At 31.3% G+C, this 12,880-nt stretch carries 10 protein-coding genes; 9 read left to right on the forward strand and 1 reads right to left on the reverse strand.

Annotation, left to right across the window (positions count from 1 at the left end; all coding sequences use genetic code 11):
* The first annotated feature begins 107 nt into the window (after positions 1–107).
* A complete protein-coding gene (locus INR78_RS09025) occupies positions 108–2,057 on the forward strand; it encodes an endonuclease (protein WP_223076247.1) in 1,950 nt (649 codons plus the stop codon).
* A 150-nt stretch (positions 2,058–2,207) separates the two neighbouring features.
* Positions 2,208–3,149, forward strand: a complete 942-nt coding sequence (locus INR78_RS09030; protein ID WP_106679182.1) for a calcium/sodium antiporter — start codon at positions 2,208–2,210, stop codon at positions 3,147–3,149.
* 66 nt (positions 3,150–3,215) lie between these two features.
* On the opposite strand, the gene INR78_RS09035 is transcribed toward INR78_RS09030, so the two are convergent.
* Complete coding sequence (locus INR78_RS09035; protein WP_223076248.1) at positions 3,216–4,235, reverse strand: glutamine synthetase beta-grasp domain-containing protein; 1,020 nt, start codon at positions 4,233–4,235, stop codon at positions 3,216–3,218.
* A gap of 182 nt (positions 4,236–4,417) precedes the next feature.
* Between INR78_RS09035 and INR78_RS09040 the strand changes: the two genes are divergently transcribed.
* The 7 genes from INR78_RS09040 to INR78_RS09070 all read left to right on the forward strand — a co-directional run bounded on the left by INR78_RS09040 (position 4,418) and on the right by INR78_RS09070 (position 12,819).
* On the forward strand, positions 4,418–6,604 hold the full coding sequence (locus INR78_RS09040) for a glutamine synthetase III (RefSeq protein WP_223076249.1): 2,187 nt from the start codon (positions 4,418–4,420) through the stop codon (positions 6,602–6,604).
* 271 nt (positions 6,605–6,875) lie between these two features.
* Positions 6,876–7,991: a hypothetical protein gene (locus tag INR78_RS09045; protein WP_223076250.1), complete on the forward strand. Its 1,116-nt coding sequence runs from the start codon at positions 6,876–6,878 to the stop codon at positions 7,989–7,991.
* A 90-nt stretch (positions 7,992–8,081) separates the two neighbouring features.
* Entirely contained in the window at positions 8,082–8,609 is a 528-nt protein-coding gene (locus tag INR78_RS09050; RefSeq protein WP_223076251.1) for a hypothetical protein, read from the forward strand.
* A gap of 13 nt (positions 8,610–8,622) precedes the next feature.
* Positions 8,623–9,396: a curli production assembly/transport protein CsgE gene (locus INR78_RS09055; RefSeq protein ID WP_223076252.1), complete on the forward strand. Its 774-nt coding sequence runs from the start codon at positions 8,623–8,625 to the stop codon at positions 9,394–9,396.
* Position 9,397: 1 nt separating this feature from the next.
* Entirely contained in the window at positions 9,398–9,799 is a 402-nt protein-coding gene (locus tag INR78_RS09060; RefSeq protein WP_223076253.1) for a curli production assembly/transport component CsgF, read from the forward strand.
* A gap of 13 nt (positions 9,800–9,812) precedes the next feature.
* Positions 9,813–11,288 (forward strand): CsgG/HfaB family protein, encoded by a 1,476-nt coding sequence (locus INR78_RS09065; protein ID WP_223076254.1) that lies wholly within the window; start codon positions 9,813–9,815, stop codon positions 11,286–11,288.
* A 37-nt stretch (positions 11,289–11,325) separates the two neighbouring features.
* Entirely contained in the window at positions 11,326–12,819 is a 1,494-nt protein-coding gene (locus tag INR78_RS09070; RefSeq protein WP_223076255.1) for a carboxypeptidase regulatory-like domain-containing protein, read from the forward strand.
* Positions 12,820–12,880: the final 61 nt, after the last annotated feature.

Raw genomic sequence — 12,880 nt, forward strand, 5'->3', positions numbered from 1 at the left:
TTTTAGAGATTTTCATTATTTTTCTACTCATAAAAAGGTTAATTAACGTTCATATAAAATTGTAACTCGTTTATAGTGGTATATTTGTAAAAATAATTCTCCCAAAAATGAAAAAGATAATTACTATTTTATCACTGTTTATTGTGTCTATTAGTTACAGTCAAGCAGTTGTTATAAACGAATTAGATTGTGATACACCAGGAATTGATTATGGTGAGTTTGTAGAGCTAAAGTCTGCAACACCAAATTTTGCTTTAGATGGATATGTTTTAGTGTTTTTTAATGGCTCTAGTTCTGGTGGAGATAGTAGTTATTTTGCATTAGACTTAGATGGAGCTGTTACAGATGTTAATGGATTACTTTTAATAGGAAGCGATACGGTAACGCCTTATCCACAAGTTTTTATTGGTGAAAATTTGATTCAGAATGGAGCCGATGCTATAGCAATTTATCAAGGTAATGATTATGATTTTCCTGAAGGGACTTTAGCAACAACAACCAATCTAGTAGATGCTTTAGTTTATGATACTAGTGACGCTGATGATACTGTTTTAATGTCTTTATTAGGTGTTACAGAACAAATTAATGAAGGACCAGGAAATAACACTAACTCAATACAGCGTAACAACGATGGGTCTTACACGTCTACAACACCAACACCAAGACAATTAAATGATGGTTCTGGAGTAATTTTAAATGCTTTAGAAATTGCTGTAAGTCAAACACAAGTTGATGAAGGTGCATCTTTCGATATTACTTTTACAGCGCAAAGCAATGTAGATTCTGATTACTCGTTTAGCTTTGTAATGAGTAATCAAGGTTTTGATACTTCAGATTATACAGGAAATACATCTTTAACCATATTAAGTGGGCAAAATCAAGTTAGCACAACAATTACCTTAATTGATGATGCTCTAAATGAAGGAGATGAAGAGCCTTTAATTAGGTTTGATAACTTACCAACACCATTAATACCTTTTAACAATAATATTAAGATAAGAGTTGTAGATAACGATTTTGTTATCGCTCCGTTTGGTACGCCAGTAAACCCAACTTTCGGAGTAGTTTCAAGCACTCAGCCTACTGGTTATTATGATAGTTTAGATGGCTTATCTGGAGCTGCTTTAGAGCAAGCTTTGCAAGATATTATTGCGGATCCTACCGTTGTAAGAGCGCAAACTTATACAGATGTTATTGATATTTTAAAAGAAGCCGATCAAAATCCAGAAAACTCTAATCAAATTTGGATGGTTTATACAGAGCAAGGTCGTGCTAAATTAGATTTCCAAACCAATGCAAGTAATATTGGTAAATGGAACAGAGAGCATACATTTCCTAGGTCTTTAGCAGGTTATAACAGTATTGAAGCTGATGATACAGGTGATGGAATTGATATTTATTGGACTACAGAAGCAGATTCATTACGTCATGGTAATAGTGATGCGCATGCATTAAGAGCTGTAGATGGGCAAGAAAATAGCTCAAGAGGAAATCAGCATTACGGACAATATACAGGACCAAGTGGCAATTTAGGAAGTTTTAAAGGCGATGTTGCTCGTAGTGTTTTATATATGCAAATAAGATATAATGGACTAAGTGTAGTTAATGGTTATCCTTCAACTACTGGACAAATGGGAGATTTAGCAACTATTTTAGATTGGCATAGAAATGATCCACCAGACGATTTTGAAATGAATCGAAATAATGTAGTCTATAACTGGCAATTTAACCGTAACCCATTTATAGATCAACCAGATTTAGTAGAATACATTTGGGGAACACATGTTGGTGATACGTGGAATCAAAACTTAAGTACAGATACTTTTGAAACTTCTTCTATTAAGTTATTTCCAAATCCAATAACAGACAAGCTTTATGTTTCAGGAAAAGAACAAAATTACAATATCTCTGTGTTTTCTTCAGAAGGACGATTAGTGCTAAAACAACAAGTTGCTAATAATAACTACTTAGATTTAAAAGTAGCTAGCGGTTTATATTTAGTCAAAATTGAAACTGAAAATAATCAAAGTTTGGTTAAAAAGATACTAGTCAATTAATAGTTGATTATTAAAATCAAAAAGCCCAAAATTTCACTCTCGAAATTTTGGGCTTTTTGGTTAAACTTTAAAATTAATTGTGTTTAAAAAGAAAACTTACGACTATAAATTTTTAAAATTCAAAATGTATCTTCGCATAAAATATAATTTATGAGTATTGTTTTTTTAATCTTAGGATTTGTGCTTTTGGTTGTAGGAGGCGAGTATTTAGTAAGGTCTTCGGTAGCATTATCCTTCAAACTTAATATTTCAAAAATAGTAATTGGTATGACGGTTGTATCTTTTGCAACGTCTGCACCAGAATTGTTGGTAAGTTTACAAGCTGCCTTAAAAGGTTCGCCAGCAATTGCAATTAATAATGTAGTAGGATCAAATATAGCTAATATTGGATTAGTTTTAGGTGTTACAGCAATTGTAGGAGCTATTGCAATAGATAAATCATTTTACAGGCTAACTTGGCCTGTCATGATGGTGTTTTCTTTCGCATTGTATTATTTTTTATGGAATGACAGTCAATTAACTCCAATAGAAGGAGCAGTATTGTTTGTAGGTTTACTGTTGTTTATTGTTTACTTAATTAAAGGTCAAAAATCTACTGAAGAAGTTGAAGAAGTAGATGATGCGCTATCTGTAGTTTCTAATGTTAAAATCATTATATGGTTGCTTATTGGTGCTTTAGCGCTTTATTTTGGAAGTGAATGGCTAGTAAAAGGAGCAACAGAAATAGCTCAAAAATTAGGTGTAAGTGAAGCTGTTATAGGAGTAACTATGATTGCAATTGGTACAAGTGTGCCAGAATTAGCTGCTTCTGTTATTGCTGCAGCTAAACAAGAAAAAGCGATTTCTTTAGGTAATTTAATAGGTTCAAATATTTTTAATATAGGTTCTGTATTGGGTTTAACATCAATAATAAAAACTATTCCTATAGAAGAGCCTTTAATTTTGAGTCGAGATATTTTTTGGATGCTTTTGTTTGCAGCGGTTATACTTCCGTTAGGGTTAATTCCTAAAAAGAATACTATAGATAAATTTAAAGGGTTTGCATTAGTAGTAGTTTACGCCACCTTTATCTTTTTAGTTTTTAAAGGTTAAAACAGAAATAAAAAAACGCTTTCAATTTAATGAAAGCGTTTTTTAATGGATTTAACAAAAATGTTATTAACTAATATTAGCAGATTTTACTGTTTTTACAATTCTTCCTGCAATTTTATAAGGATCACCGTTAGATGCTGGACGACGGTCTTCTAACCAACCTTTCCAACCTTTTTCTACAGTAATAATAGGTATTCTTATAGATGCACCTCTATCAGATATACCATAACTAAAGTCATCTATACTAGCTGTTTCATGTTCTCCTGTTAAACGTTGATCGTTAAATTCACCATAAACAGCAATATGTTCTTTTACTACAGGTCTAAATGCTTCACAAATTTTTTCATAAATTTCTTTACTACCACAAGTTCTTAATACCGTGTTAGAGAAGTTGGCGTGCATACCAGATCCATTCCAATCCATATCCTTTCCTAATGGTTTTGGATGGTATTCAATATAGTAGCCATATTTTTCTGTTAATCTATCTAATAAGTATCTAGCAACCCAAATTTCATCACCAGCTTTCTTAGCACCTTTAGCAAATAATTGAAATTCCCATTGTCCAGCAGCAACTTCTTGATTAATACCTTCAAAGTTTAATCCAGCTTCAATACATAAATCTGCATGTTCTTCTACTAAAGCTCTACCATGAGTGTTTCTTCCTCCAACAGAACAGTAGTATAAACCTTGAGGAGCAGGATAACCACCAACAGGGAAACCTAAAGGTAGTTGTGTCTTTTTATCCATGATAAAGTATTCTTGCTCAAATCCAAACCAGAAGTCGTTGTCATCATCATCAATTGTAGCTCTTCCATTAGAAACGTGTGGTGTACCATCTGGATTTAAAACTTCAGTCATTACTAAATAGCCATCTTTTCTTGCAGGGTCAGGATAAATAGCAACTGGTTTAAGTAAGCAGTCAGAAGAGTCTCCTGTGGCTTGCTTTGTAGAGCTACCATCAAAAGACCAAATAGGGCAGTCTTCTAATTTACCGCTAAAGTTGTCTTCAACCTTAGTTTTACTCCTCATGTTTTGTGTTGGGTGATAACCATCCAACCAGATGTACTCTAATTTAGATTTACTCATGGTATAAAAATTTTTATTAGTTATGTTGACGCAAAGATATAATAATTATAATTTCACCTATAAAAAAATAAGGGTGATAATGATAAATTTATCAAAAGACTGTTGATAACCCTATTTTTTTTAGGGTGTAATAATTTTATGACGCAAAAAATTGTAATTTCGCAAAAAACAAAAGAAAATTTATGTCTACATTAAGATTTCATGCAGTTAAACAGTCGCTACAACATAAGCCTGTATTTATAGAAGAAAAACAACGACGTTCAGAATTATTTGCTTCTCATGTTTTTAATGAAGCAACAATGCGTCAATATTTAACAAAAGATGCTTTTAATAGTGTTATAGATGCTATTCAATTAGGAAAAAAAATAGATAGAGTAGTTGCAGATCATATCTCAACAGGAATGAAAGAATGGGCAATCTCAAAAGGAGCAACACATTACACGCATTGGTTTCAACCTTTAACAGGAGCAACAGCAGAAAAACACGATGCTTTTTTTGAAACTGTTGGCGGTGGCATGTCAATAGAAAAATTTGAGGGTAGTCAATTAGTACAACAAGAACCAGATGCGTCTAGTTTTCCTAATGGAGGTATTAGAAACACCTTTGAAGCAAGAGGTTATACCGCTTGGGATCCTACATCTCCAGCTTTTATTTATGGTACAACTTTATGTATTCCGACTGTATTTGTATCATATACAGGAGAAGCTTTAGATTATAAAACGCCATTATTAAGAGCGTTGCAAGCTGTAGATAGTGCGGCTGTAGCAGTTTGTAAATATTTTGATAAAAATGTAAAAAAGGTAAATGCGTCTTTAGGTTGGGAGCAAGAATACTTTTTAATTGATAGAAGTTTAGCCATGTCAAGACCTGATATAGTTTTAACAGGTAGAACATTGTTAGGTCATGCAGCAGCAAAAGGTCAGCAGTTAGATGATCATTATTTTGGAACAATTCCTAATCGAGCTATGTCTTTTATGAGAGATTTAGAAACCGAATGTATGTTATTAGGTATTCCTGTAAAAACAAGACATAATGAAGTTGCTCCAAATCAATTTGAATTAGCGCCAATTTTTGAAGAAGCTAATCTTGCGGTAGATCATAATTCATTATTAATGGATGTGATGGAAAAAATTGCAGGCAGACATAACTTTAAGGTGTTATTTCATGAAAAACCTTTTGCAGGTGTAAATGGGTCTGGAAAGCATAATAATTGGAGTTTAAGTACAGATACAGGAGTTAATCTTTTAAGCCCAGGAAAAACACCAATGAGTAACCTTCAGTTTTTAACCTTTTTTATAAATACAATTAAAGCGGTTGGTGATAATGAAGAGTTGCTTCGTGCTTCAATCGCTTCAGCAAGTAATGATCATAGGTTAGGAGCAAATGAAGCGCCACCAGCAATAATTTCGGTGTTTATAGGAGAGCAACTTACTAAGACACTAAAAGAGCTTGAAAATGTTACCGATGGAAAACTTTCACCTGAAGAAAAAACAGATCTAAAATTAAATGTAGTTGGTAAAATTCCTGATGTACTTTTAGATAATACAGATAGAAATAGAACATCTCCATTTGCTTTTACAGGAAATAAATTTGAGTTTAGAGCAGTAGGATCTACAGCAAACTGTGCTAATCCAATGACGGTTTTAAATACTATTGTCGCAAAACAGTTAATAGATTTTAAAGTTGAGGTTGATAAATTAATCGACAATAAGAAAATGAAAAAAGACGATGCTATCTTTAATGTGTTAAGAGAGTATATTAAAAAGTCTAAAAATATCCTTTTTGAAGGAAATGGTTATGGAGAAGCTTGGGAAAAAGAAGCTAAAAAACGAGGTTTAAGTAATAATAAGACAACACCAGAAGCTTTAAAAGCAAAAGTATCTAAAAAAGCGTTAACACTTTTTGAAGAGTTAGGAGTAATGAATAAAGTAGAATCGGAAGCGCGTTATGAAATAGAAATGGAAGAATATGTTATGCGCATTCAAATAGAAGGAAGAGTCTTAGGTGACATAGCAAGAAACCATGTAGTACCAACAGCAGTTAAGTATCAAAACAGACTTATTAAAAACGTACAAGGCTTAAAAGCTATTTATGATAAAGATTTTAAAAAACTAGCAAAAGAGCAATTGATGTTAATAGAATCAATATCAAATCATATAGAAGCGATAAACTCTGGAGTAACAAAAATGATTACAGCTAGAAAAACATCAAACAATATAGAAGATGTGTATAAAAAAGCTATCGCCTATTGCAATGATGTAAAACCTCTTTTTAATGAAATTAGATACCATTGTGATAAGTTAGAATTATTAGTTGATGACGAGATTTGGCCACTCACAAAATACCGCGAATTGCTATTTACTAAATAAAGGATTTTACTTAAAAGTTATCAAATTATCAATTTTATATAAAAATCTTTAAATTATATCTACGTAGGTCTACGTAGATATAATTTTTCTTCAATTTTTTAAAGTTTTTATTTGTAGGAATTATCTGAAGTGATTTTTGCATTTCAGCGATAAATTTATTTGTGATAACGAATAATTGGTTAAAAACAATAATTAATTATGGTTATTCAAAAATAGCATCTCAATATTTCTATATATTTGTATCAGCTATTAATCAATAAATTTATTCACAATGAAAAAATTAATTTTCAGTGCAGCAGCACTAATGTGTGCGTCTATGATGTTCGCACAAAGCAATGACAGTAAAGTGTATCAAAATGGTACAAGTAACGACTCTGACGTATTCCAAAAGGGTATGGATAACGAATCTACAGTTGATCAAAAAGGTTCAGTAAACGCATTAAGTGGTTGGATGAACGATGCCGATGTAGAACAAAGAGGTAACGACAACTGGTCTAAAGTTAAGCAAGATGGAGATCAAAACATCGCTGATGTAAGACAAGTTGGTAATGACAACACTGCAGAAATAGATACAGGTGTTGGTTATGCTCAAGAAAATACTGCGATGACAGAGCAATTAGGTAACAACAACGATTCTTACCAAAAACAACGTTACGATTTTAATGAAGCTTATGTTTACCAATCAGGTAATAACAACAGCGCAAGTCAAGATCAAAACAGTAACCCAAACCAAACTACACCTGGTAACTTTGCAGACGCATATCAAGTAGGAAATGGTAACGATTCTGATCAAAAACAAGTTGGTCATAATGGTGGTGGTTTCAACGCTGTTGGTGCATTAGCAGGAGCTTATGTAACTCAAGTAGGTAACTTAAACGTTGCAGATCAAGACCAAAACGGTAACTACAACAGTGCAAGCATTGTTCAAGGAGACTCTAGAAACAAAGCTTTTCAAACTCAAATAGGTGATGATAACTTTGCATTATCATACCAAAATGATATAGGTTCAGGTGGAAGAAACTTCTCTGATCAAATGCAAGATGGTGATAGAAACTATGCTGTTGTAGATCAAGGTATTAACTATGATGAGAAAAATAAAGCTTGGCAAACTCAAATGGGAGATGATAACGATGCTTATGCTTACCAAGATGGTTTAATGAATAAGTCTCGTCAAGAACAAGATGGAGATCGTAATGGTTCTGATGTTTACCAAGACGGTACTAGCAACTTCGCAAGATCAGTACAAAATGGAGATGATAACTACTCTGATATTATTCAAGTTGGGAATGATAATGAAGGTAGAGTTTTCCAAACAGGAAGCTTCCATACTTCTTTAGTTGACCAAATTGGTTTGAATAATTCAAGTATTACTGTACAAAAAGACTAATTAAATTTTAAATAAATTTAATTACAAATTATTAAGATAAAGTGAGGCAGGAGGTAACAATCCTGCCTTATTTTTTAAATTTAAATAATTATGAAAAAGCAACTAATATTAATATTATTTTCATTGTTTAGCGTTTTTTCTTTTTCTCAAAATGCTATTTTGTCATCAACAGAAACTGATGAAGATGGTAATGTTATAGATCAAAATCAAGAATTAGCTATAGTTAGTAATGCTGTAAATAATAGTCAACCAAACACATCGCAATTACAATTAAATAGTAAGAGTGTTTATGTTACACAAATAGGAGATTATAATACAGTAGAAGCAGTAGTCTCTGCACCAAAATATAATGTAGACTTAAATCAGGTAGGAGATGATAATTTAATAGATGTAAAATTAAAAGCAACTAAGCTTATAGATTATCAGGTGTTACAAGTAGGAGATAATAATACGGTAATAGATTATAATTTTGGTAATCAAAAAGTTATAAATTCATCTTTTAATCAAATAGGTGATAATTTAAAAATAGAAAATTATGGTTCAAACTCTATTTCAGAAAAATTACAAATCAATATGACTGGACAAAGCAGAACAATAACCATAAATAATTATAAATAAACTTAAAAACTAGATGGATTCTATTTATAAATACAAACTACTAATTATTGTTTTGTTGTTTTCAATATCAAATTTGGTTGCGCAAAGAATAACTAATAGAGATATAGAAGCAAAAATAGATACGTCTAGCTTAAACGGTATATATCAAATCAAAAGTATAGCCTTTAATAAAACAGAGGTTTACAAAACACTTAAATATGATTTTAGTGTTATAAAAAAAAATAAAAAGACTAATAACTCCTCAAAAAATAAACAAGAAGGATTATTTGCTTTAGAGCCTAACCAGACAATGGAGCTGTCTCAAACATCAATTAATTTGTCAGAAAATGACGAAGTTGTTATTTTTTTACTAATTTACGAAGAAGAAAATCTAGTTGGTAAAAAAATAGTTAACCTATCAACTTCTAATAATTTAAAAAAAACAGTTAAACCTAAAGAAGAAAATCAAACTATAGATGTTGATAATGCAAGTGAAGATGGAGTAGAAATTAGAGGCTTAGTAACAGATGAAACAAGAACCAAATTTGGAAGAGAGTTTTATGAAGCTTTTGCAAATAGATATAGAGAAGATGGAGTTAATGCTGCAAAAGTTATTGTAGTAGAAGAAAAATTTAGTCTAGGAAGAAGAACAATAATAGAAGTAAAGATTGATGATAATTTAGTTTATCAATTTTTGATTAAACCAGATCCAGAATCAATAAGAAAGCATTCAGAATCTTGTTTAAGATACGTAAAAAGGTATCTTATAAGAGAAAAAGAAAATGCTAAACGAATAAAAGAGTATTAACATGAAAAGTTTAATAACACTTGTAGGTTTACTAATTAGTATGACTAGTTTTAGTCAGGATTTGGTTTACAAACCAAAAAATCCTGCTTTTGGAGGAGATACATTTAATTATAATTGGTTATTAAGTTCTGCAGAGTCTCAAAATTTGTTAGAGGATCCTGATGCAGAAGATGATAATGATGGCTCAGAATTAGAAAACTTTTCAGAAAACTTAAACAGTCAAATTTTAAATCAACTTTCTAGATCATTATTTGCAGATCAAATAGGTGCAGATGGATTGTCTGAAGGTACATATACCTTCGGTACGTTATCTGTAGAAGTATATCCTTCTGGTAATGGTTTAGTGGTAGATATATTAGATACAGGAACAGGAGAACAAACACAGCTTATTATCCCCAATTAATTAATAATTTTAAATGACTAAAATCAATAATTTAAACATTGTTGTTCTAATTATTTGTGCTATTATATTAACGTCTTGTGGAACTTATTTTAACCAACCTTATCAACAAGAACGAGCAAAATTAGGAGAGCAAACTAAGGCTAATAAAAACTTAATAAGCCTACCGCCACCAAAAGAACCAATAGTTGTTGGTGTTTACAATTTTAGAGACCAAACAGGTCAATATAAACCAACAGAAAACGGTAGTTCTTTTAGTACAGCTGTAACACAAGGCGCTACAACAATTTTAACAAAAGCGTTAGAAGATTCTAAATGGTTTACTGTAATAGAAAGAGAAAACTTTACAAATCTTTCTACAGAGAGGAATATAATTAGATCAACAAGAAAGCAATATAGGCAAACTACCAATCCAAACGAACCTCAATTACCACCATTATTATATGCAGGTGTGTTGTTAGAAGGAGGTATAATTTCTTATGACTCTAATATTATAACTGGTGGTTTTGGAGCAAGATATTTTGGTTTAGGAGGGTCAACACAATATCGACAAGATAGAATAACAGTATATCTTAGAGCAGTTTCTACATCTAACGGAGAAGTGTTAAAAACCGTTTATGTTTCAAAAACTATATTGTCTCAAGCTATAGATGCAAGTTTATTTAGATATGTAAAATTTAAAAGATTATTAGAGGCAGAAACTGGAATTACAAAAAATGAACCAGGACAAATGGCAGTTACCGAAGCGATCGAGAAAGCGGTAGAGGCTTTAATTATTGAAGGAATTAAAGATCAATTATGGGCTCCACAAGCAACACAAGAGGCTTCTAAGAAGTTAGTTGAAGATTATCTCTTAGAAAAATCTGATGCTATGTCTACAGAGATTTACGATAGGTTATTAATAAAAAGAAGAGGTAAGACAGCAGTTACAGGTGCTTTAGGTTTATCTAGGATTAGTGGTGATTTACCAAATCCAGAATTTGAGTTTAATAGTAAGATTGGGTTTAAATACTTTTTAAATCCTGCTATAAATGTAAATTTTACCTACAACAAATTTAATTTAAAAAATAAACAGCTGCTTAATGAAGGTTACATGTCTTTTGATTTGAATGCAGAATATGTCATGCTACCATACGATAAGTTTACACCTTATGTTTTTGCAGGAGTAGGATCTAATGCCTCAAATTATTTTGATACTATAGATTTAAAAATGCAATTTGGAGCAGGTTTAGAATATATGGTGAATAATAATTTAGGTGTATTTGGCTATGCAGAGCATAATACTGCATTTACAGATCAATTAGACTTTGTAGAGGCAGGTAAAAGAGATGATATGTATTACAGATTTGGGATTGGCGTTAATTATTATTTCTCGGCTCCAAAGAGTAATAAAGACCTGAAAAAACAACAGAAAAGAGAGTTAAAACAAGAAAAGCGTAGGATTAGAAAAGAGAATCTTAAACAAAAAAAGGATTCAACAAAAGAAGAATAAACTTGTTTAAATCGATTAGCTATTAATTAAATAAACCATGAAAAATCACATATTCAAAATATTTTTTACAATAAGCGCTTTAGTTCTTTTTTGTGCTTGTAGTGAAGAAACTATTACAATAACAGGACAAGGTACTTTAACAGGTAAAGTAGTAGAAAAAAGTACTAACATACCGTTAGAAAATGTTAAAATCTCAACTAATCCAAATACAAGTACAATTTTCTCAGATTCAGAAGGAAACTTTCAAATTTCTAATATAGATGTAGGAGATTATTCAGTTAAAGCAGAAAAAGAAGGGTATATTGTAAAGTTTGAAGGTGCAACAATTCAAGAGTCCGTTTCTGCTAATGTTATTTTTGAACTTGAAATTGAAACAGCAAATAACGATGCGCCTAATGCGCCATTATTGCTAGAGCCTTTAAATAATAGTATTGAAGTTGGTCTAAGCGTAGATTTAGTTTGGTCTGGATCAGATCCAGAAGAGGATGAGTTAACTTACTCTGTAGAGATTTTAAATGATCAAAATGCAGATGTAATAAGTTTTACAGAAATTACGGATACTACATTAACAGTTTCTGGTTTAATGTATAACACAAAATATTTTTGGCAAGTAACCGCTAATGATGGTATTAATAATTCTGTATCTAGCAATGTTTTCAACTTTAGAACTATTGAGTTTCCAGAAAATAGAATTTTCTTTACTCGAAAAATAAACGGAAATAATGTTATCTTTTCTACAGATGATGACGGTAATGATATTCAGTTAACTTCTCAAAATAACAATTCGTGGAGACCTCGCAAAGCGCAATCTTTAAATAAAATTGCTTTTTTAAGAAGTAATGGAGGACAAACACATGTTTTCACTATGAATTTAGATGGTTCAGATGTTCAGCAAATAACATCTGCTGTACCAGTAAATGGATTTAATTTTGAAGAAATAGACTTTGAGTGGACAAATAATGATTCTCAAATTTTATATCCAAGTTTTGATAAATTGTATGTAATAGATTCAGACGGATCTGGATTAAATCAAATATATCAAACATCTAATGGTAATTTTATAACCGAAGTAGATTGGAATCAAAACACATCCACTATAGCCTTAAAAACAAACAATAGTAATGGTTATGAGGTAGAGATTTTTACAATAAATACATTTGGAGTAGTTCAAGATATAATTTTACAAGGTATAACAGGAGCAGCAGGAGGAATTGATTTATCTTTTGACGGTACAAAACTATTATATACAAGAGACGTTACCGGCAACGAAAATCAAGAGTATAGACAATTAAACTCTCAAGTATTTATTTATGATTTAACAACGATGACAACAAATAGTACTGTGTCTTTTGAAAAACCACCAGGAACTAATGATTTAGATGCTAAATTTTCTCCAACAGAAGCAGAAATTATAATAGAAAACACACCAAATGATGGATTGTCGCAAAGTAATATTTATAAACTAACATTAGGTCAGGTTAACGGAAGAGAGTTGATAGAGGAAGATGCAAAAATGCCTGATTGGAAATAAAAAAGTTTACCAACCACATCAAAATAACCCTTAAAAGCACACATAAATATTTGTGTGCTTT

The sequence above is a fragment of the Mesoflavibacter sp. SCSIO 43206 genome (assembly GCF_019904215.1).
Taxonomy (GTDB): Bacteria; Bacteroidota; Bacteroidia; order Flavobacteriales; family Flavobacteriaceae; genus Mesoflavibacter; species Mesoflavibacter zeaxanthinifaciens.

Bases quoted from the DNA above. Each gene is read 5' to 3' on its own strand.
- INR78_RS09025 (WP_223076247.1), top strand. From the start codon at position 108: ATGAAAAAGATAATTACTATTTTATCACTGTTTATTGTGTCTATTAGT.
- INR78_RS09030 (WP_106679182.1), top strand. From the start codon at position 2,208: ATGAGTATTGTTTTTTTAATCTTAGGATTTGTGCTTTTGGTTGTAGGA.
- INR78_RS09035 (WP_223076248.1), bottom strand. From the start codon at position 4,235: ATGAGTAAATCTAAATTAGAGTACATCTGGTTGGATGGTTATCACCCA.
- INR78_RS09040 (WP_223076249.1), top strand. From the start codon at position 4,418: ATGTCTACATTAAGATTTCATGCAGTTAAACAGTCGCTACAACATAAG.
- INR78_RS09045 (WP_223076250.1), top strand. From the start codon at position 6,876: ATGAAAAAATTAATTTTCAGTGCAGCAGCACTAATGTGTGCGTCTATG.
- INR78_RS09050 (WP_223076251.1), top strand. From the start codon at position 8,082: ATGAAAAAGCAACTAATATTAATATTATTTTCATTGTTTAGCGTTTTT.
- INR78_RS09055 (WP_223076252.1), top strand. From the start codon at position 8,623: ATGGATTCTATTTATAAATACAAACTACTAATTATTGTTTTGTTGTTT.
- INR78_RS09060 (WP_223076253.1), top strand. From the start codon at position 9,398: ATGAAAAGTTTAATAACACTTGTAGGTTTACTAATTAGTATGACTAGT.
- INR78_RS09065 (WP_223076254.1), top strand. From the start codon at position 9,813: ATGACTAAAATCAATAATTTAAACATTGTTGTTCTAATTATTTGTGCT.
- INR78_RS09070 (WP_223076255.1), top strand. From the start codon at position 11,326: ATGAAAAATCACATATTCAAAATATTTTTTACAATAAGCGCTTTAGTT.